This window comes from Caulobacter sp. LjRoot300, assembly GCF_964253875.1.
GTDB lineage: Bacteria > Pseudomonadota > Alphaproteobacteria > Caulobacterales > Caulobacteraceae > Caulobacter.
In genome coordinates this window covers 1,008,255-1,027,031 of sequence record NZ_CAXUSA020000001.1, presented here as the reverse complement: position 1 = coordinate 1,027,031, position 18,777 = coordinate 1,008,255, and the positions used below count along the sequence as shown (strand labels likewise).

Genomic DNA, 18,777 nt, shown 5'->3' with positions numbered 1-18,777 from the left:
AAGCGCGTAGCGCTGTCCGGGATCCAGGACAGCCGCACCGCCTTCGCCCAGTCGCCTGGGTCCCGGACAGCCTCTGCGAGGCTTCCGGGATGACAACACATGAGCACCTAAGGCCGCAGGGCTTCGAGCGTGGCGGTGTAGCTGGCGCTCGTGCCGTTGCCGGCCAGCGGCGTGGCCGGGGCCGGAGCGCCGCCGCCCGGACCGCCCATGCCGCCGCCCGGACCCCGGCCGGTCTCGCCCGTCCGCGACATGGCGTTCATCCAGTACATGCCCGCTTCGGGGAAGGTGACCTTGAACGCGCCGTCGGCGCCGGTCCTGACCTTGAAGTCGCCGGGCGTGGCGCGATAGCGCGAATTGCCGGGGGCGAAGGTCACCTCCAGGTCGGCCGCCGGCTTGCCGTCCAGCAGGAACTTGAAGGTCGCGGCCTCGCCGGCCACCAGGTCGTTGGGGTGGGTCACCGGGACCAGCTCCAGGCCCTTGCCGGTCGGCGCGAACACCGTGGTGGTGGGGGCGTCGCGGGTGACGAAGGTCTCGTTGCGGTTGAAGCTCTTGATGGTCTTCAGGTCGGCGGCGCCGGCCGGGACCTGCTTGGCGAAGTCCTCGGGCGAGCCGCGGAAACGCTTGACCTGGCCGCCTTCGGTCCAGCTGGCCATGACGCTGCTGGTCGCCGAGCCGATCTTGTAGGTGCCCGGCTTGGCCAGCTGGACGTCAAAGGTCGAGCGGTACTTGCCGGTCAGGGCGTTCTGGATCTTGTCGACCGAGCCGTCCGGGGCGGTGACGACCACCGCGTCCAGCCGCATCGGATTGTGGTCGGCGTAGAACAGCTCGTTGGAGATCGCCGCGTCGACGGTCACCCAGGCGCCGTCGCCCGACAGCACGGTGAACGACGGCACGATCCAGCCGCGGTGAGCGCTGGCGGCCAGCGGCAGGGCCAGGACGAGGCCGGCGGCCGCGACGGCGAGAAGGCGATTGCGCAGGGACATGACGTTTCTCTCTATTTGACGGCGACGGTGACGGATTTGACGGCGACGGTGACGGCGCCCAGTTCGGCCGTCCCCTTGGCGGTGGCGGGCTTTCCAGGTTTGCCCCAAACGAACGGCACGCGAACGGCCTCGTGGCCGCCGACCTCGCGGGCCGCCTCGACCACCAGGGTGTACTGGCCGGGCTTGAGGTCCTTCAGCGGGCCCTTGGCGCCGGCGAACACCAGCTTCTGCGGACCCGGCGCGCGGGTCGCGCCGCTGATCCCGTCGGTCGGGAAGCTCATCGTGCGGCCGGTCTTGCGCCACCACTGGCGCATGTCCTTCAGCCACTTGACGCCCTTGTCCTCCTTGGAGCCGGCGTCGTACCAGACCGCCAGGGTGCCGGCGGCCGCGGCGTCGGCCGGGTTCTCGATCCAGATCGAGACATAGGGCTTGTGGTATTCGGCGACGGTCAGGCGCGGCACCTCGACGGTGACGGCGAGGTCGGCGGCCAGGGCGGGCGCGGCGCCGACAGCGGCTCCAGCGAAGGTCAGCAGGGACAGCGAAAGCTTCGGGGTGCGCTTCATGGCGGGACGCCTCACAGGTGGACGAAGAGGATGACGAGCAGCAGCGGGATCACCAGCCCGCCGGCTGCCAGGGGCCAGGTCAGGGGGCGGGCCCGGGCGTGGAACTGCAGCAGGATCAGGCCGGTGACCGCGAACACCACGCAGGCCCCGGCGAAGACGTCGATGAACCAGCCCCAGGCCTTGCCCGCGTTGCGGCCCTTGTGCAGGTCGTTGAGCAGGCTGATCGCGCCGCGCGTGGTCTTCTCGTGCTCCACCGCGCCGGTTTCGCGGTCGATGCTGATCCACGCGTCGCCGCCGGGACGGGGCAGGGCGACATAGACCTCCTCCTGCGACCATTCGCCCTCGCGGCGGGCGATGTCGGCGTCGACGGCCTCGTCCAGCCAGGTCTCGACCTGGATCGGCAGGGGGCGCTTGCCCTCGGAGGGACCCTTGGCCAGCTGGGCCAGCAGGTCGGCGGGCAGGGTCGCCTTGCGGCTGATGACCTTGGGCTGGGCCTCGATCTGGCCGGCGTGGTTGAGGGTGAAGCCGGTGACCGCGAACAGCAGCATGCCGACCAGGCTCAGGGCCGCGCTGATCCAGTGCCACTGGTGCAGCTGCTTGAGCCAGAACGAGCGGCTTTGCTGGGCGGGTGCGGTCTTCACGAAATCCGGGGCGCGAGAGCTTCAGGCTGAGCTCCAAGGCCATACTTGAGAACGACTTGCAAAAGCAAGCCTTCCCGCACGCTCGCGGTCACACGCCTGGGTTTTCCCTTGAAACATAAGGCTTCTGGGTTGCCGAGTGCGACGATAGCGCACGGCGACGGCGCCGCTGGGGCGGGCTAATCGTGCTTAACCAGTCGTTAAGCATGTTGGGGCGGGCGTTGCGCAAGATCCTAGTCGCGGAAGACGATATCCTCCTGGCCGCCATCCACGAGATCACCCTGCGCGAGGCGGGTTTCGACGTGCTGATCTGCCGCGACGGCGAGCAGGCGCTGGAGGCCATGGACGCCTTCGACCCGGACCTGCTGATCACCGATTTCGCGATGCCGCGCATGAACGGCGGCGACCTGATCCGGGCCACGCGCCGGAGGCGGGGCGCGCGCACGGCCGTGCTGCTGGCCTCGGCCCGCGACGAGCACCTGCTGCAGGACGACGAGCGCGGCGACGCCCGCCTCGAAAAGCCGATCACGCCCGACCGCCTGTTGGGCGCGGTGCGGGCGCTGGAGGCGCGGTGGCCGCACGCGGCGTGAAGGGGCCTACTTTTCCCTCTCTCATGGAGAGAGGGAGGGGCCCGCCGCCGCAGGCGGTGGGAGGGTGAGAGGTTACAGCCTGCCCGATCGAAGCGCGGCCAGGATGTCGTCGAGGACGCCACCGGGATCGGCCAGGACCCGTTCGTTGGGGAACCTCAGCACCGCATATCCGAACAGCTCCAGGGTCTGGGTGCGGCGTTCGTCGTAGTCCTCGCGACCTTCATGGGCGGGGCCGTCCAGCTCGACGATGAGCTTGCCCGCCTCGCAGACGAAGTCCGCGAAGTAGCGGTCGATCGGGACTTGGCGCAGGAACCTGAATCCACCGGCCCGGCGGTCGCGGACGAGCTTCCACAGGGTTTCTCTCGGCCAGGGTCTGGTTCTGGCGAAGACGGCGGGCGTTGGCGGTGGCGTCCATGGCGACAGCCTGGGAGCGCCTATAGGACCGCGCAACCGAAGGAATCGGGATTTTCCGGCAAGCGGTGAAACCTCTCACCCTCCCACCGCTTCGCGGCGGGCCCCTCCCTCTCTCAAAGAGAGAGGGATTCCGGTCGCCGGCGCCCAAAACGCCGTCAACCCGACGGTCCCGGCCACGGACGACCTCGACAAGCCCTGCTTTAGAGGAGAAGTATGCCGCCTTTCGTCGCGGGGAGACGCCCGCGCGTCGCATTGGGGTCGTTTGTTGAAAACGCTGTTCTTTACCGCCTCCGCCCTTGCCCTGTCCCTGACCTTCGGGGCGGCCATCGCCCAGGAACGGCTTCCGGTCCAGGCTCCGCCGACCCCGCCGATCGCCGCCGCCCAGGACGTGGCTTATCCCGGCGTGCTGAAGCTGTCGGTGGACGCCACCGACCTGGACCGCAAGATCTTCCAGGTCCGCGAGACCATCCCGGTCGCCAAGCCCGGCCCGATGACCATCCTCTATCCGCAATGGGTGCCCGGCGGCCATTCGCCCCGCAACGACCTGGACAAGCTTGCTGGTCTCGTCATCACCGCCAACGGCAAGACCCTGCCGTGGACCCGCGACCCGGTCGCCGTCCACGCCTTCCACTTCGACGTGCCGGACGGCGCCACCGAGATCCAGGTCAGCTTCCAGTTCCTGACCGCAGTGAAGTCCGACGTCGGCCGGATCGAGGTCGCCGACGACATGCTGAACGTGCAGTGGCTGCAGCTGGGCTTCTACCCGGCCGGCTACTACACCCGCCGCATCCAGGTCGAGCCGACCGTCAAGCTGCCCGAGGGCTGGGGCTTCGGCACGGCGCTGGAGAAGGCCTCGACCGCCGGCCAGACCACCACCTTCAAGACCACCACCTTCGAGACCCTGGTCGACTCGCCGATGTTCGCCGGCCGCTACTACAAGCAGGTCGACCTGGACCCGGGCGCGGCCGTGCCGGTGCGCCTGAACATCGTCGCCGACAAGCCGGAATATCTGGAGATCAAGCCCGAGCAGCTGCAGATCCACCGCAACCTGGTGCAGCAGGCCTACAAGCTGTACGGCGCGCACCACTACGACCACTACGACTTCCTGCTGGCCTTGACCGACAAGATGGGCGGCATCGGCCTGGAGCATCACCGCTCCAGCGAAAACGGCGTCGTGCCGAAATACTTCACCGACTGGGACAAGACCTTCGTCGGCCGCGACCTGCTGGCCCACGAATACACCCACTCGTGGAACGGCAAGTTCCGCCGCGCGGCCGACCTCTACACCCCGACGCTGAACGAGCCGATGCGCGACAGCCTGATGTGGGTCTATGAGGGCCAGACCCAGTACTGGGGCAATGTGCTGGCCTCGCGCTCGGGCCTGGTAACCAAGCAGCAGGGCCTGGACGCCCTGGCCGCCACCGCCGCCCTGTACGACACCCGCGCCGGCCGCCAGTGGCGCAACGTGCTGGACACCACCAACGACCCGATCATCGCCAACCGCAAGCCGGCCTCGTGGACCAGCTGGCAGCGCAGCGAGGACTACTATTCCGAAGGCCAGCTGGTCTGGCTCGACGCCGATACGCTGATCCGCGAGAAGACCGGCGGCAAGAAGTCGCTGGACGACTTCGCCAAGGCCTTCTTCGGCGTCGAGAACGGCTCGTACGTGGTGCTGACCTACGATTTCGACACCGTGGTCCAGACCCTGAACGGCGTCACGCCCTATGACTGGGCGACGTTCCTGAAGACCCGCATCGAGGGCCTTTCGGAGCATGCGCCGCTGGATGGCCTGACCCGCGGCGGCTACAAGCTGGTCTATACCGACACCCCGACCGAGTACTTCAAGGCGGCCGAGACCAAGGGCAAGATCGTCAACCTCAGCTATTCGCTGGGGATCACGATCGGCAAGGACGGCGTGCTGTCGGCGGTCAACTGGGACACCCCGGCCTTCAAGGCGGGGCTGACGGCCGGCGAGACCATCGTGGCGGTCAACGGCACGGCCTATGGCGACGACCTGATCAAGGACGCGGTCAAGGCCACGGCCAAGGCCGACGCGCCGCCGGTCGAGCTGCTGATCAAGGACGGCGAGCGCTACCGGACGGTCAAGATCGACTACCACGGCGGGCTGCGCTATCCGCGCCTGGAACGGATCGAGGGTGCGCCGGCGCGGCTGGACGACATCTATACGGCGCGGAAGTAGGCGGCCCGCCCCTGGGGGCAGCTGGGGACAGGCGCATGCGCCTGTCCCCGATCGGGGGCTGGGTCCCATGAGAACCGATCTTGAAGCCGTCGAGGTTCCGTGGAAAACAACCCGGGCTTCAGGCTTGGCTTTCAAGTTCGCGAGAGCGACGGCCGTTTCTCCTCCCTCAAGGTAGCGTGAGTTTCCGATGAACCGTATCGCCGGTCTGGCCCTGGGCCTTTCCCTGCTCTCGAGCCCGGTCCTGGCCCAGGAAGCGTCCGCTCCGCCCCAGCTGGGGGCCGCCGTCGACACGTCCAAGACCCTGGCCGAGGGCCAGGCCTTCCTGGCCAAGAACGCCAAGGCACCCGGCGTGGTCACCACGGCCTCGGGCCTGCAGTACAAGATCACCACCTCGGGTCCGAAGACCGGCCCGTCGCCCAAGGTCGGCGACATCGTCAAGGTGCACTACGAGGGCAAGCTGCTGGACGGCACGGTGTTCGACAGCTCGTTCCAGCGCGGCCAGGCGGCGATCATGCCGGCCGAGGGCCTGATCCCGGGCTGGCTGGAGGCGCTGCCGATGATGCATGTCGGCGACGAATGGACCCTGTGGATCCCGGCCAGCCTGGCCTATGGCGAACGCGCCGCCGGCCCGATCCCGGCCAACAGCGTGCTGGTGTTCCGGCTGCAGCTGATCGGCATGCTGGCGGTGGATTAGGTCTCGTCGGGTTCTTGCGCGCCGTGCTTGATCCGAATGATCTGCACGGCGCGCACCTTGACCCGATAGCGGATGACATAGGGCCGCACGGCCACGATTTCGCGAACCTCGCCATGGACGATCCGTCCGCGAAGAGGCTGATCGTCCAGGCTCTCCGCCGTCGCGATCAGACGTGACACGAACCTTCGCGCTGCCAGGGGCGCGACCTGCGCGATGTAGGCATGGATGCCTTCGACGTCTCGCCGCGAACGAACCGACCAGACAACCCGATAGGTGCGGCCGCCGTCCTCGGTCATCGCCATGGACGCCAGATCAAGACGTGGCGGGCTGGGGCGGCAAAAGCTCGTCGGCCGTCCCCAGCGACAGCAGCCAGGCCTTCATGGCGTCGTGCTGGATCACTCGGCCCGCGTCGAGATCGGCCACGCCTTCGGCATCGGCCGCCTTGTCGGCGTCGATATCAACCTCGTCGAAGATGGACGGCTCCGGCTTCATGCCTAAAAGCCTACCATAATGGCGACAGAAGGGGCAGGGCGTCTCTCCCTAAACCCCCGCCCGCGACGCCATCAGCGGCTGGATCCTGGTGCCGAAGTTCTCCACGCCCGCCACGAAGTCGTCGAACACCAGCAGCACGCCGGCCGTGCCGTCGACGGCGGCGACCTCGTCCAGCATTCGCGCCACGTTCTCGTACGAGCCCACCAGCGTGCCCATGTTGAGATTGACCGCCGATTCCGGCGCCGCCAGCTGGGCGGTGTTGGTGGTCGAGCCGGCGGCGGCGTTGGGGGCGGCCTGGTTGGTCAGCCAGGCCAGGGCCTCCTGGTCGGCGCCGGCCCGGTAGGCCTGCCACTTGGCCATCGCCGCCTCGTCGGTCTCGTCGGCGATGATCATGAACAGGATGTAGGAGGCCACGTCGCGGCCGGTCTTGTCGGCGGCGGCCTTCAGCCGGTCGTTGACGCCGCCGAACGCGGTCGGGGTGTTGGTGCCCTTGCCCAGGGCGAAGCTGTAGTCGGCGTACTGGGCCGTGAAGGCCAGGCCCTCGTTGGACGAGCCGGCGCAGATCAGCTTGGTGTCCTCGGGATGCGGGCTGACCCGGCAGTCGGTCATCTGGAAGTACTTGCCCTTGAAGTCGCTGACCCCCGTCTCCAGCAGTTCGCGCAGCACGGTCGCGTATTCGGCCAGGTAGTTGTAGCGGTCGGTATAGTGACCCTCGCCCGGCCACAGGCCCATCTGGTCGTATTCGGCCTTCTGCCAGCCGGTGACCAGGTTGATGCCGAACCGGCCGGGGGCGATCGAGTCGATGGTCGAGGCCATGCGGGCGACTATGGCCGGCGGGATGGTCAGGGTGGCGGCGGTGGCGAAGATCTTGATCTTCTCGGTCACGGCGGCCAGGCCGGCCATCAGGGTGAAGCTCTCGAGATTGTGCTCCCAGAACTGGGTCTTGCCGCCGAACCCGCGCAGCTTGATCATCGAGAGCGCGAAGTCGAAGCCGTATTTCTCGGCCTTCTGGACGATCTCCTTGTTCAGCGCGAACGACGGCATGTACTGCGGGGCCGCCTCGGAGATCAGCCAGCCGTTGTTGCCGATCGGAATGAAGACGCCGATTTCCATTTTTCTTCCCCTCTTAAATTCGCAAAGCGGCTGTCATCCCGGACAAGGCCCAAGGGGCCGCCGATCCGGGACCGCCGCAAGCGTCTGCGCTCACGCGTCGGTCCCGGATCTTCGCGCTGCGCGCTTCGTCCGGGATGACAGGTGTGGGTTGGATGGTCATGCCGTGGCCCCGCTCAGGAAGCGGACGACGCTCGCATTGAACGCCTCCGCCGCGGTCACCGTGAAGCCGTGGCCGCCCCAGGGCGCGACGTCGAGCACGGCGTTGGGCAGGCGCTCGGCCAGGCGGCGCGAGCAGGCCAGGGGGACCAGCATGTCGTCGGCGCTGGCGCTGACCAGCACTGGGCAGGCGATGCGCTCCAGGTCGGCGTCGATGTCGAAGGCCAGCAGGGCCTGGATGCGGGCCCGCATGACGTCGGGGTCCGGGAAGCCGTGGATGTGGTGGACCTCCTCGGCTTCCAGGCGGGCGTGGTTGGCGCTCAGCCAGTCGGCCGGGTACAGGAACAGCGGCTGGGCGTGCACATAGGCGGCGATGCCGGTGTTGTTCAGCAGGGCCAGGCGGGTGTCGAAGCAGCGCTTGATGTGCGGATCGGGCCGCGACCAGCCGTTGACCACCACCAGCCGGCCGATGCGGTCGGGATGGGCCAGCGCCAGGGCCAGGCCGGCGTTGCCGCCCGCCGCGTGGCCCACCAGGTGGGCGCGGTCCAGGCCCAGGGCGTCCATCACCTTGACGATGTCGTCGGCCATGGCGGCGACGCTGTAAGGCCCGGCGGGCAGCGCGCGCACGCTGCGCCCCGTGCCGCGATGGTCGTACAGCACCACGCGGAAGCGGCTCAGCAGCGCCTCCATCTGCGGCGCCCAGAAGGCCCCGGAACCGCCCAGGCCGGCCGACAGGATCACCGTGGCGCGATCCGCCGCCGGGCCGCCGTGGACCTCGTAGTACAGGCCGTCGACGGTCCCGGACTGCATCATTTCTTGCCGATGTGGGCGACGCTGGCGATCTCGACCACGAAGCCGGGCTTCACCAGGCCGCACTGGATGCAGTAGCGGGCCGGCTTGTCGCCGGGGAAGTACTCGGCATAGACCTTGTTGATGGTCTGGTAGTTGGACCAGTCGGTCAGGAAGATGTGGTTCATGGTCACGTCGTCCATCGTGCCGCCGGCGGTCTCGATCACCGACTTGATCGTCTCCAGCACCTGGCGGGTCTGGGCCTCGGCGTCCTCCGGGAAGGCGACGTTGTTGTCCTTGTCGAAGGCCAGGGTGCCCGAGACATAGACGATCCCGTCGGCCAGGGTTCCGGGCGAGAACGGGGCGATGGGCGTGCCCGTGCCGGGCGGGATGATGACGGTCTTGGGCATGTGGTTTCTCCGATTTCCAGTTGTCATCCCGGAAAGCGCGCAGCGCTTGTCCGGGATCCAGGTGAACCGCACCGCATCAGCCCAGTCCCCTGGGTCCCGGACAGCCTCTGCGAGGCTTCCGGGATGACAACGGTTTGGAGTTTCTAGACCTCCCGCTGCCCCACCGCCCCCTTGAAGTCGGCCGTAGTCGAGACCCAGCCGAAGAACTTCTCGATGTTGTAGAGCGCCGCCTGCTGCACGAACTCCGGGCCGGCCTGGTGGGTGGCGTCCTCAAGCACGGTGCCGAAATATTCCAGGAAGAAGCCGTCGCGCAGGGTCGACTCCACGCAGACATTGGTGGCGATGCCGACGAACACCAGGTGGCGCACGCCGCGCGAGCGCAGCACGCTGTCCAGCTGGCTGTTGAAGAAGCCGCTGTAGCGGGTCTTGTGCAGCTGGATGTCGCCCGGCTGGGGCTTGAGCGCGTCGACCAGTTCGTAGTCCCAGCCGCCGCGGGCCAGCAGCTTGCCCTGCAGCTCGGGCCGGGCGCGCATGGTCTTCAGGGCGTTGGACTTGTGCCAGTTGGGCGAGCCGGGGCCGCCGGCCTCGACATAGTCGCTGTCCCAGCCGTTCTGGAAATAGATCACCGGCATGCCGGCCCCGCGCGCCACCTCCAGCACGCCCTTGATCTTGTCGATCACCGCCGCCGCGCCGCTGATGTCGAAGCCGGCCAGGTCCAGATAGCCGCCGGGCGAGGCGTAGGCGTTCTGCATGTCGATGACGATCACCGCGGTCTTGTCGACCGGCAGGGCGATCGGCTCGGGCCGGGCCGGCAGCATCAGGGCGTCGGGTGTGGTCATGGGCCCAATCCTTGCGCGGGGACCTTCCCCACGGGGTGAGCGACGCAGGTAAGACCATCGCGAAGCCGGGCGCAATCGATCGATGAGCGGCGAACCGCAATTGCCTCGGCGGGCGCCTAAGTCTTGAGCTAATTCAGAAACGACTTACTAAATGTCGCCTGGTTTGAGGGGCTGCCCGCCGGCTTCGGCGCCGAGCTCCGCCCTTTCCGCCGTCATTCCGGGCCTTGTGCCCGGAACCCCTTCGTCCGCCGCAGGTGCGGATGTGTGGCGCGCCAGCGCGCCAAGGCGCTTCACGCGTAGGCTGAACCAGGGGTTCCGGGCACAAGGCCCGGAATGACGAACGTCTAGGGAGGCGAGTTCGACCTGGCTGACCCTAGGCGTCCCGCCCTTCGGCTTCCTCCTCGTCCGGCCGGCGCAGCGACAGGGTCAGGACGCAGACCAGGCCGCTGGGCCGGTAGTCGATCCGGGCCTCGCCGGCCAGGTCGGACTTCAGGGTGGCGGCGATCAGGCGCGAGCCGAACCCCTTGCGGGCGGGCGGCGACACGGTGGGCCCGCCGCGCTCCTCCCAGTGCAGGGTCAGGCGGTGGCGCGCGGCCGGGTCCACGTGCCAGACCACCGTCACGACGCCCTCGGGCAGAGACAGGGCGCCGTACTTGCCCGCATTGGTGCCCAGCTCGTGGAACACCATCGACAGGGCCAGGGCCGCGTTGGGCGTCAGGGCCACCGGCGGGCCGGCCAGGATCGTCCGGTCCAGATAGGGCTCGAGCGTCTCCTCCAGGATCTCCTGGAGGTCGGCGCCCTCCCAGACGCTGCGGGTCAGCAGGTCGTGGGCCCGGGCCAGGGCCATGATGCGCTCGTTGAAGGCGTGCAGGCCCGGCGTGTCGTCGGGGCGGCCCAGGCTCTGGCGGGCCAGGGACTGCACCGTGAACAGGGTGTTCTTCACCCGGTGGTTCAGCTCGTTGATCATCAGCTGCTGGCGCTGGTGGGCGCGCAGTTCCTCGGCCTCGCGGGCCCGCAGCTGGACGGAGGCGTCGTGCAGGGCCGCGCGCACCTCGGCGATCTCCTGGAAGCGGTCCGGGACCACGGCGATCTCGCCGCCGGCCGCCACCGCCTTGGCGTCGGCCCCCAGGCCGCGCACGGCCGCCGAGATCTCCCGCGACACCGCCAGGGCCACCGCCGCGCCGATGATCAGCAACACCAGGCTGGCCAGGGTCAGCCCGCCCACCGACGACCAGTTGGCCCGGCTGAGTTCGGTGCGCGGCACCCCGACGATGAAGGCCCAGCCGCTGGCGGGCGAGCGGCTGAAGGCCGAGAGGGTGGGGGTGCCGTCCAGCGTATGGCTCAGCGACACGCCCTCGTTGCCCCGGGCCATGGCCTGGCGCATCTCGCCGCTGACCTTGTGGCCCAGGAAGCGCTTCAGGTCCTTGGAGCGGGCCACCACCGAGGCGTTGCGGTCGACGATGCTGGCTGTCCAGCTGGGCGGGATGTTCTGGCTGGCGAAGAGGGTCGCGAAGGCCTCGGGCGTCTGGACATAGGCCAGGTCGCGCAGCTGGCCGTCGACGATCACCGGCATGTCGATCGACACAAAGGCCGGGGCCGGGCCGCTGTCGTCCTTGCGCACGATCAGGTTCGAGACCGAGGTGCGGCCCTCGCGGATGGTCCGCCAGCGGTCGTCCGGCAGGCGGGCCCGGGGCGGCGGGGCGCCGGGGGGCAGGCGGGTGTCGACCAGTTGCCGGTCGCCGTCGATCAGCACGATCCAGCCGCCGTCGCCCTGCACGGCGGCCCGGGCCTGGCGCTCGAAGGCGGGAAGGTCGCCGGAGATCAGGGCCGGCGACACCGCCAGGGCCTGCAGGACGCTCTGGCCCTGGCCGATCTGTCGGTCGGTGGCCAGCACCAGGGCCCGCGTGGTGGCGATCAGCTGCCGCTCGTAGCGGGCCCGGCTCTCGCCGAACTCGGCGCGGGCCAGCAGCACCATGAACAGCACGGCCGGCACCACCAGGCTGAGCGCCATCAGCAGCAGGCGCCGCCGCACCGTGCCGGCGGCGGGCGAGGGCGGAGGCGACGCGGGGCCGGGGGCGACCAGGTCTGGCAAGGCGAACGGGCTCATCCTGCGGGCTGGGCTCAAGAGACGGCGGTCGCCGGGCGGGGTCAAGCGGTTAACAGACAGAGGGCCGGCGGGCGATGCGACGAGGTCGGCGGCCCTATTCCGCACGGCGGAGCGAAAGCCTCTTCCACGCCGCCGCCTCGGCCAACGCCCGGCGCCTGGGACCCAAGACCTGACGAAACCCCACGCCGCGCCGCGTTTTTCCCTAGCCGCGCGCCGGGAATGGGCCCCATGCTGGCGGCGGTTCAACCCGAAGGCGACGCAGATCGCCTCGGACCGCGCGAGGAGGCCCGCCCACCATGTCCGGACCCGCCGTCGATTTCGATCGCATGAAGACCCTGGGCGACGTCGCCCGCTATCACCACCAGGTCCGGCCCGAGGCGACGGCCCTGGTGTTCGAGGGCCGCGCGACCAGCTTCGCCCAGTTCGACCGCCACACCGACCAGGTCGCCAACGCCCTGCTGGCCGAGGGCTTGGTCAAGGGCGACCGCATCGCCTATGTCGGCAAGAACAGCGATCATTATTTCGAGCTGCTGTTCGGGGCGGCCAAGGCCGGCGTCGTGCTGGCCCCGATCGGCTGGCGCCTGGCCCCGCGCGAGATCGCCTACATCCTGGGCGACGCCGAGGCCCGCATGGTGTTCGTCGGCCCCGAGCTGCTGGCCCATGTCCGCGACGTGGCCGTGCTGATGCTGGACCATCCGGTCGTCGTCGCCATGGAGGCCAACGACTACGGGCATCCAGTGTTCGAGGCCTGGCGGGACGCCGCGGCGTGCGAGCCGCCGGACGCGGCGATCACCCCGGCCGACATCGCCGTCCAGCTCTACACCTCGGGCACGACGGGCCGGCCCAAGGGCGCGATGCTGACCCATTCCAACATCCTGAAGACGCGCCGGCTGGCGGCCCAGGCCGACATGGACTGGAACCGCTGGGGGCCGGACGACGTCAGCCTGGTGGCCATGCCGGTGGCCCACATCGGCGGCACGGGCTGGGGCGTGGTGGGGCTGATCAACGGCGCCAAGGGCGTGGTGGCCCGCGAGTTCGACCCGACCAAGGTGCTGGACTTCATCGAGAAGGACCGGGTCTCCAAGATGTTCATGGTCCCCGCCGCCCTGCAGATCGTCGTGCGCCAGCCCCGCGCCCGCCAGGTCGACTACAGCCGCCTGACCCACATCCTCTATGGCGCCGCGCCCATCCCGCTGGACCTGCTGCGCGAGTGCATCGAGGTGTTCGGCTGCGGCTTCGTCCAGCAGTACGGCATGACCGAGACGACCGGCACGGTGGTCTATCTGCCGCCGCGGGACCACGACCCGGCCGGCAACGCCCGCATGCGCTCGGCCGGCCTGCCGATGCCCGGGGCCGAGCTGAAGGTGGTCGGCGAGGACGGCCAGGTCCTGCCGCCGGGCGAGGTCGGCGAGGTGGCGGTGCGCTCGCCCGCCAACATGGCCGGCTATTGGAAGCTGCCCGAGGCGACCGCCCTGGCCATCGACGCCGACGGCTGGCTGCGGACCGGCGACGCCGGCTATCTCGACGCCGACGGCTACCTGTTCATCCACGACCGGGTGAAGGACATGATCATCTCGGGCGGCGAGAACATCTATCCGGCCGAGGTCGAGAGCGCGGTCTACGGCCATCCGCACGTGGCCGAGGTGGCGGTGATCGGCGTGCCCGACGACGTCTGGGGCGAGGCGGTCAAGGCGGTGGTGGCGCTCAAGCCCGGCGCGCCCGAGGACCCGGCCGACATCATCGCCTTCGCCAAGGGCCGCATCGCCGGCTTCAAGGCCCCCAAGACCATCGACTTCGTCGGAGCCCTGCCGCGCAACGCCTCGGGCAAGATCCTGCGGCGCGAGCTGCGCGAGCCGTACTGGGCGGGCAAGAGCCGGCGGGTGAACTGAATGGCGGCTGGACGCCCCGCCGCCTCAACCGTTGTCATCCCGGCCTCGGGTCGCGCGAGCGGCCCGCCAGACGGCGGGCGGGCGCAGCGCTTGTCCGGGATCCAGGACCGCCGCACCGCCCCAGCCCAGTCCCCTGGGTCCCGGACAGCCTCTGCGAGGCTTCCGGGATGACAACGGGATCTGGTCCCTGGCCATAAGGAGGCGGGTATATGGCGAGCGGTCGCATCGCGGGTCTCATCCAGGGCCTCTACCAGCCCGAGGGGGCTCCGCGTGTCGACTTCCGCCGGCCCGCCGGCGAGCCGGCCCTGGTCGCGCCGGACTCGGTGTCGTGGCGGGTGTTCAAGAACCCGGTGTCGCTATTCGTCGGCGGGGTGGCCGCCGTGATCCTGGAGCTGGCCGAGCCGCGCGTGCGTACCGGCGTCTGGGAGCATTCCAGCTTTCGGAGCGATCCGCTGCCGCGCCTGAAGCGCACCGGCCTGGCGGCGATGATCACGGTCTATGGCGCGCGCTCGACGGCCGAGGCGATGATCGCCGGCGTGCGGGGGATGCACGACCGGGTGGCCGGCGACACCCCGGCCGGGACGGCCTACCGCGCCAGCGACGTGGAACTGCTGGACTGGGTGCAGGCCACGGCCAGCTTCGGCTTCCTGGAGGCCTACCACGCCTATGTCCGGCCGCTGAGCGCCGCCGACCGCGACCGCTTCTACGCCGAGGCCGCGCCGGTCGCGGCGCTGTACGGGGCGGTCGGGGCGCCGGCCTCGGTGGCCGAATGGGAGGCGCACCTGGCGGCCATGCTGCCGAAGCTGGAGCGGCACGGGATCGTCCAGGAGTTCCTGGGCCTGATGCGCAAGACCGCGATCCTGCCGGCCCCGCTGCGCGGCCTGCAGGGAACGCTGATCCGGGCGGCGGTGGCGATCACGCCGGCGAAGGTGCGGGCGGTGGTCGGGCTGAGCCGGGAGTGGGACCTGGGGGCGATCGAGGGCCGGTTGGTCAAGCTGGCCGGCGCCGCGGCCGACCGCCTGCCGCTCCAGGGGACGCCGGCGGTGGAGGCGTGCCTGCGGATGGGGTTGGCGGAGGACTATCTTTACAAGACCCTCTCCCATGGGGAGAGGGAGGGGCCCAAGCGAAGCTTGGGAGGGTGAGGGGGTTCTGCGCCTGACGGCGCGCCGGCAGGGCGTTGGCGATAAAGCGGTAAGGGCGTAACCCCTCACCCTCCCACCGCTTCGCGGCGGGCCCCGCCCTCTCCCTTTGGGAGAGGGTGAAAACGCTGCATCAATCCGTCTGCCCCTGGTGCTCCACGTGCCCCTGACGCACCTCGGTGCGGGAGAACACCTCCTCCTGGCCGTCCTGCAGCAGTTCCTCGGCGTCGGCCTTGTCCTGCTCGGCCTGGGCCAGGACGATCCGCAGGGCCTCGACCTCGGTCGGGGCCTCGACCATCATGCTGCGAAGCGGCGCTTCCGGCGGAGCGTCGCCGAGACGGACATCGATGCGCCAGCGGGTGGTCATGAGAGCTTCTCCAAGGTTGAAGGCATGGGTTCGCCCCTCAGATAACGCACCATTGCACCTGGCGGCGTTTCTGGCGAGGTTGCGGCGATTCCAGTGCGGGGAGGCTTCATGGCGACGGGTGGCGGGCGACAGGGGCCCGAGCGGCAGGGGCCCGAGCGGCAGGGGCCCGAGCGGCAGGGCATGGACCGGCGGGCGGTCCTGGCCGGCGCGACGGGCCTGGCGGGGTACGCCCTGACCGGGGCGGGAGCGGCCCGCGCGGCCTCGCCGCGGGTCGAGGCCCTGATCGCCCGGATGACCATCGAGGAGAAGGCTGGCCAGCTGTCGTGCTATTCCGACATGATCCGGCCGCCGGTCGGCGACATCAACCCGCTGGTCAACCAGCGCAACACCCAGCAGATCCTGGCCGACATCCGCGCCGGGCGGGTCGGCGCGCTGGTGAACGGCGTCGGGGTCGAGGGGGCGCTGCTGGCCCAGACCGCCGCCGTCGAGCAGTCGCGCCTGCGCATCCCGCTGCTGTTCGCCGCCGACGTGATCCACGGCTTCAAGACCATCTACCCGATCCCCCTGGCCGAATCCGCCAGCTTCGACCCCGGCCTGGCCGAGCGCACGGCGCGGGCGGCGGCGGTCGAGGCCTCGTCCCATGGCAACCACTGGACCTTCGCGCCGATGGTCGACGTGGCCCGCGACCAGCGCTGGGGCCGGGGCGCGGAAGGCTCGGGCGAGGACGTGTTCCTGGGCGAGGTGATGGCCCAGGCCCGGGTGCGCGGCTTCCAGGGCCCCGACCTGAGGGCGCCCGACAGCCTGCTGTCGACCGCCAAGCACTTCGCCGCCTATGGCGCGGTGTCGGCGGGGCTGGATTACAATACGGTCGACATCTCCGAGGAGACCCTGCGCGAGGTGCACCTGCCGCCGTTCAAGGCCGCCTTCGACGCCGGCTGCCTGGCGGTGATGTCGGCGTTCAACGACATCAACGGCGTGCCGGCCACGGCCAACCGGCATCTGCTGACCGACATCCTGCGCGGCGAGTGGAACTTCAAGGGCGTGGTCATCTCCGACTACACCGCCGACCAGGAGCTGGTGGCCCACGGCTACGCCGCCGACGACAAGGACGCCGCGCGGCTGGCGATCCTGGCCGGGGTCGACATCAGCATGCAGAGCGGCCTCTACAGCCGCTACCTGCCCGAACTGGTCGCCCAGGGGCTGGTTCCGATGGCCGCCGTCGACAACGCCGTGCGCCGGGTGCTGAGCCTGAAGGAGACCCTGGGCCTGTTCGACCGGCCGTTCCGCTCGATCGACCCCAAGGCCCAGGCGGCCAACACCGCCACCCCGGCCATGCGGGCGCTGTCGCGCGAGGCCGGCGCGCGGTCGATCGTGCTGCTGAGGAACGACGGCGGCCTGCTGCCCTTGCCGGTCCGGGGGCGCAAGCTCGCCCTGATCGGACCGTTCGGCGAGGACCGCGACAACATCCTGGGGCCCTGGGCCTTCTTCGGCGACAAGAGCCTGGGCGTCGACCTGGCGACCGGGATCCGCGAGGCGATGGCCGACCCCTCGCAGCTGACCATCGCCCGGGGCTGCGACGTCGAGAACGCCATCCCCGGCGGCTACGACCAGGCCGTCGCCGCCGCGCGGGCCGCCGACATCGTGCTGCTGGCGGTGGGCGAGGGCCAGAATATGTCGGGCGAGGCCCAGTCGCGCACAGAGATCGGCCTGCCCCGGGCGCAGCAGCAACTGGCCGAGCTGGTGGCGGCGGCCGGCAAGCCGACGGTGGTGCTGCTGCGCCATGGCCGGGCCCTGGTGCTGGAGGGCGCGGTCAAGGCCGCCCCGGCCGTGCTGGCCACCTGGTTCCTGGGCACCGAGACCGGCCACGCGGTGGCCGACGTGCTGTTCGGCAAGGTCAATCCGTCGGCCCGCCTGCCGGTCAGCTTCCCGCACGAGAGCGGCCAGGAGCCCTACGCCTACAACCACCGGACCACCGGCCGCCCCGCGCCCCAGGCCGACGACAGCCAGGAGTACAAGGCCCGCTGGCGCACCACCCGCAACGAGGCGCTGTACCCGTTCGGCCACGGCCTGTCCTACACCAGCTTCGCGCTCAGCGACGTGCGGCTGTCGACCACCCGCCTGGCCTGGAACGACAAGCTGTCGATCACGGTCAATGTCGCCAACACCGGCAAGGTCGCCGGCGAGCACGTGGTCCAGCTCTATGTCCGCGACCGGGTGGCCAGCCGCACGCGGCCGGTGCGCGAGCTCAAGCGGTTCCTGCGGGTGGCGCTGAAGCCGGGCGAGAAGCGCGACGTCCGCTTCAGCCTCGAGCGCGGCTCGCTGATGTTCGTCGGCGACAACGACCGCTGGATCGCCGAGCCGGGGATGTTCGACCTGTGGGTGGCCAACAGCGCGGTCGACGGCCTGACGGCGAGTTTCGAGCTGCTGGGGGCCTAGGGAAAGATGCATGAGCCTTCCCAAACGCTCAGCGAACGCGAGAAGGAGACGTTGCGGCTTCTCCTCAAGGGACATGACGCCAAGTCGATCGCCGTGGCGCTGGGTCTCTCGGTCCACACGGTGAATGAGCGCCTTCGCGAGGCGCGCCGAAAGCTGGGCGTCGGCAGCAGCCGGGCCGCCGCGCGGCTGCTGGCCCAGATGGAGGCGCAGAGCCCAAATTTCTTGGGGGACATGGAATTGGGGGGGGGCGCCGCGACGGCGCGAGGTGGAGAACCCGGGGCGTCGACCAGGCGTCGACGCGTCGGTCACTGGACCGCGTGGCTCTCAGGAGGATTGGCGATCATGTTGGCGATAGTAGCCGCGGCCGCGATAGCGATGGCGTTGCAGGGCGATGGAAAGGTGACGCCGCCGGTCGCGCTTTCGGCGCCTTCAAGCGCGTCCGACCAGGCGAGCACGGCCTCGGCCGAGGCCTGGGCCAAGCTGCTGGACGGGCAGCGTTGGGCCGAGAGCTGGGCGTCGTCGGGCAGCGTGTTCAGGTCGAAAGTCACCCAGGCCGACTGGACCGCGACGGTCCAACCCCTTCGACAAAAACTCGGCGCGGTATCCTCGCGTTCGCTGAAAAGCATATCGAGCGCCAGTTCGCTGCCCGGCGTTCCCGACGGCGAGTACAAGATCGTGCAGTTCGCCACGGTCTTCGCCAACAAGCCCGACGCCGTCGAGACGGTCGTGCTGACCCACGAAACCGCCGGCTGGAAGGTGAACGGCTATTTCATCCGCTGACGGCTGATGGGCGAAGGGGGAGATTCCCTCTCTCTAAGAGAGAGGGAGGGGCCCGCCGCCGACAGGCGGTGGGAGGGTGAGAGGTTTCACCCTTGCCAGCAAATCCCCACTCGTTCCGCCTGCGTTCTGCCCGAGAAGTTGATCGCGTGGCTGACCTCGCTCATGGCGGTGGAAAGGC

Annotated in this window: 18 protein-coding genes and 1 pseudogene; 7 read left to right on the top strand and 12 right to left on the bottom strand. The window is 69.7% G+C overall.

Going from position 1 to position 18,777, the window contains the following annotated elements:
* Positions 1–107 precede the first annotated feature (107 nt).
* The 3 genes from ACSQ2G_RS04750 to ACSQ2G_RS04740 are packed head-to-tail and all read right to left on the bottom strand — an operon-like array spanning position 108 to position 2,187.
* Positions 108–983: a DUF4198 domain-containing protein gene (locus ACSQ2G_RS04750; protein ID WP_436028696.1), complete on the bottom strand. Its 876-nt coding sequence runs from the start codon at positions 981–983 to the stop codon at positions 108–110.
* Between the two features lie 11 nt (positions 984–994).
* Positions 995–1,546 carry a DUF2271 domain-containing protein gene (locus tag ACSQ2G_RS04745; RefSeq protein ID WP_436028695.1) on the bottom strand — a complete coding sequence of 184 codons (552 nt, stop codon included), beginning with the start codon at positions 1,544–1,546 and terminating at the stop codon, positions 995–997.
* An 11-nt stretch (positions 1,547–1,557) separates the two neighbouring features.
* Positions 1,558–2,187 (bottom strand): PepSY-associated TM helix domain-containing protein, encoded by a 630-nt coding sequence (locus ACSQ2G_RS04740; protein ID WP_436028693.1) that lies wholly within the window; start codon positions 2,185–2,187, stop codon positions 1,558–1,560.
* Positions 2,188–2,405: 218 nt separating this feature from the next.
* On the opposite strand from ACSQ2G_RS04740, the gene ACSQ2G_RS04735 reads away from it, so the two are divergent.
* Positions 2,406–2,774 (top strand): response regulator, encoded by a 369-nt coding sequence (locus ACSQ2G_RS04735; RefSeq protein WP_436028692.1) that lies wholly within the window; start codon positions 2,406–2,408, stop codon positions 2,772–2,774.
* A 72-nt stretch (positions 2,775–2,846) separates the two neighbouring features.
* Here ACSQ2G_RS04735 and ACSQ2G_RS04730 read toward each other — a convergent pair.
* A pseudogene (locus ACSQ2G_RS04730) lies at positions 2,847–3,189 on the bottom strand (endonuclease domain-containing protein).
* A gap of 264 nt (positions 3,190–3,453) precedes the next feature.
* Here ACSQ2G_RS04730 and ACSQ2G_RS04725 point away from each other — a divergent pair.
* Entirely contained in the window at positions 3,454–5,388 is a 1,935-nt protein-coding gene (locus ACSQ2G_RS04725; protein ID WP_436028690.1) for a M61 family metallopeptidase, read from the top strand.
* Positions 5,389–5,575: 187 nt separating this feature from the next.
* Positions 5,576–6,082: an FKBP-type peptidyl-prolyl cis-trans isomerase gene (locus ACSQ2G_RS04720; protein ID WP_436028688.1), complete on the top strand. Its 507-nt coding sequence runs from the start codon at positions 5,576–5,578 to the stop codon at positions 6,080–6,082.
* Here ACSQ2G_RS04720 and ACSQ2G_RS04715 read toward each other — a convergent pair.
* The 7 genes from ACSQ2G_RS04715 to ACSQ2G_RS04685 all read right to left on the bottom strand — a co-directional run bounded on the left by ACSQ2G_RS04715 (position 6,079) and on the right by ACSQ2G_RS04685 (position 11,988).
* Entirely contained in the window at positions 6,079–6,384 is a 306-nt protein-coding gene (locus ACSQ2G_RS04715) for a type II toxin-antitoxin system RelE/ParE family toxin (RefSeq protein ID WP_436028686.1), read from the bottom strand. The two genes, ACSQ2G_RS04720 and ACSQ2G_RS04715, sit on opposite strands and share 4 nt — an antisense overlap.
* A 10-nt stretch (positions 6,385–6,394) precedes the next feature.
* Positions 6,395–6,574 (bottom strand): CopG family transcriptional regulator, encoded by a 180-nt coding sequence (locus ACSQ2G_RS04710; protein WP_436028684.1) that lies wholly within the window; start codon positions 6,572–6,574, stop codon positions 6,395–6,397.
* Positions 6,575–6,622: 48 nt separating this feature from the next.
* On the bottom strand, positions 6,623–7,687 hold the full coding sequence (rutA, locus tag ACSQ2G_RS04705) for a pyrimidine utilization protein A (RefSeq protein WP_436028682.1): 1,065 nt from the start codon (positions 7,685–7,687) through the stop codon (positions 6,623–6,625).
* A gap of 156 nt (positions 7,688–7,843) precedes the next feature.
* Complete coding sequence (gene rutD / locus ACSQ2G_RS04700) at positions 7,844–8,653, bottom strand: pyrimidine utilization protein D (protein WP_436028680.1); 810 nt, start codon at positions 8,651–8,653, stop codon at positions 7,844–7,846.
* Positions 8,653–9,042, bottom strand: a complete 390-nt coding sequence (gene rutC, locus ACSQ2G_RS04695; RefSeq protein ID WP_436028678.1) for a pyrimidine utilization protein C — start codon at positions 9,040–9,042, stop codon at positions 8,653–8,655. Before rutC ends, rutD begins: the two co-directional genes overlap by 1 nt.
* Before the next feature lie 143 nt (positions 9,043–9,185).
* On the bottom strand, positions 9,186–9,881 hold the full coding sequence (rutB, locus tag ACSQ2G_RS04690) for a pyrimidine utilization protein B (protein ID WP_436028676.1): 696 nt from the start codon (positions 9,879–9,881) through the stop codon (positions 9,186–9,188).
* A gap of 373 nt (positions 9,882–10,254) precedes the next feature.
* A complete protein-coding gene (locus ACSQ2G_RS04685; protein ID WP_436028674.1) occupies positions 10,255–11,988 on the bottom strand; it encodes a sensor histidine kinase in 1,734 nt (577 codons plus the stop codon).
* Between the two features lie 296 nt (positions 11,989–12,284).
* On the opposite strand from ACSQ2G_RS04685, the gene ACSQ2G_RS04680 reads away from it, so the two are divergent.
* Together ACSQ2G_RS04680 and ACSQ2G_RS04675 are read left to right on the top strand one after the other, a co-directional pair.
* Positions 12,285–13,877 carry a fatty acid--CoA ligase gene (locus ACSQ2G_RS04680; protein ID WP_436028672.1) on the top strand — a complete coding sequence of 531 codons (1,593 nt, stop codon included), beginning with the start codon at positions 12,285–12,287 and terminating at the stop codon, positions 13,875–13,877.
* Positions 13,878–14,086: 209 nt separating this feature from the next.
* A complete protein-coding gene (locus tag ACSQ2G_RS04675; protein ID WP_436028670.1) occupies positions 14,087–15,019 on the top strand; it encodes an oxygenase MpaB family protein in 933 nt (310 codons plus the stop codon).
* A gap of 130 nt (positions 15,020–15,149) precedes the next feature.
* Here the strand turns inward: ACSQ2G_RS04675 and ACSQ2G_RS04670 are convergent, their stop codons facing one another.
* Complete coding sequence (locus ACSQ2G_RS04670; protein ID WP_310081796.1) at positions 15,150–15,383, bottom strand: hypothetical protein; 234 nt, start codon at positions 15,381–15,383, stop codon at positions 15,150–15,152.
* A 180-nt stretch (positions 15,384–15,563) separates the two neighbouring features.
* On the opposite strand from ACSQ2G_RS04670, the gene ACSQ2G_RS04665 reads away from it, so the two are divergent.
* Both ACSQ2G_RS04665 and ACSQ2G_RS04660 read left to right on the top strand, forming a co-directional pair.
* On the top strand, positions 15,564–17,819 hold the full coding sequence (locus ACSQ2G_RS04665; RefSeq protein ID WP_436028940.1) for a glycoside hydrolase family 3 N-terminal domain-containing protein: 2,256 nt from the start codon (positions 15,564–15,566) through the stop codon (positions 17,817–17,819).
* 6 nt (positions 17,820–17,825) lie between these two features.
* Positions 17,826–18,599 carry a DUF4019 domain-containing protein gene (locus ACSQ2G_RS04660; RefSeq protein WP_436028668.1) on the top strand — a complete coding sequence of 258 codons (774 nt, stop codon included), beginning with the start codon at positions 17,826–17,828 and terminating at the stop codon, positions 18,597–18,599.
* Positions 18,600–18,777: the final 178 nt, after the last annotated feature.

Coding starts and splice junctions, on each gene's coding strand:
- rutA (WP_436028682.1), bottom strand. CDS start 7,687: ATGGAAATCGGCGTCTTCATTCCGATCGGCAACAACGGCTGGCTGATC.
- rutC (WP_436028678.1), bottom strand. CDS start 9,042: ATGCCCAAGACCGTCATCATCCCGCCCGGCACGGGCACGCCCATCGCC.
- ACSQ2G_RS04675 (WP_436028670.1), top strand. CDS start 14,087: ATGGCGAGCGGTCGCATCGCGGGTCTCATCCAGGGCCTCTACCAGCCC.
- ACSQ2G_RS04680 (WP_436028672.1), top strand. CDS start 12,285: ATGTCCGGACCCGCCGTCGATTTCGATCGCATGAAGACCCTGGGCGAC.
- ACSQ2G_RS04685 (WP_436028674.1), bottom strand. CDS start 11,988: ATGAGCCCGTTCGCCTTGCCAGACCTGGTCGCCCCCGGCCCCGCGTCG.
- ACSQ2G_RS04710 (WP_436028684.1), bottom strand. CDS start 6,574: ATGAAGCCGGAGCCGTCCATCTTCGACGAGGTTGATATCGACGCCGAC.
- rutD (WP_436028680.1), bottom strand. CDS start 8,653: ATGCAGTCCGGGACCGTCGACGGCCTGTACTACGAGGTCCACGGCGGC.
- ACSQ2G_RS04665 (WP_436028940.1), top strand. CDS start 15,564: ATGGACCGGCGGGCGGTCCTGGCCGGCGCGACGGGCCTGGCGGGGTAC.
- ACSQ2G_RS04660 (WP_436028668.1), top strand. CDS start 17,826: ATGCATGAGCCTTCCCAAACGCTCAGCGAACGCGAGAAGGAGACGTTG.
- ACSQ2G_RS04745 (WP_436028695.1), bottom strand. CDS start 1,546: ATGAAGCGCACCCCGAAGCTTTCGCTGTCCCTGCTGACCTTCGCTGGA.
- ACSQ2G_RS04715 (WP_436028686.1), bottom strand. CDS start 6,384: ATGGCGATGACCGAGGACGGCGGCCGCACCTATCGGGTTGTCTGGTCG.
- ACSQ2G_RS04670 (WP_310081796.1), bottom strand. CDS start 15,383: ATGACCACCCGCTGGCGCATCGATGTCCGTCTCGGCGACGCTCCGCCG.
- ACSQ2G_RS04750 (WP_436028696.1), bottom strand. CDS start 983: ATGTCCCTGCGCAATCGCCTTCTCGCCGTCGCGGCCGCCGGCCTCGTC.
- ACSQ2G_RS04720 (WP_436028688.1), top strand. CDS start 5,576: ATGAACCGTATCGCCGGTCTGGCCCTGGGCCTTTCCCTGCTCTCGAGC.
- rutB (WP_436028676.1), bottom strand. CDS start 9,881: ATGACCACACCCGACGCCCTGATGCTGCCGGCCCGGCCCGAGCCGATC.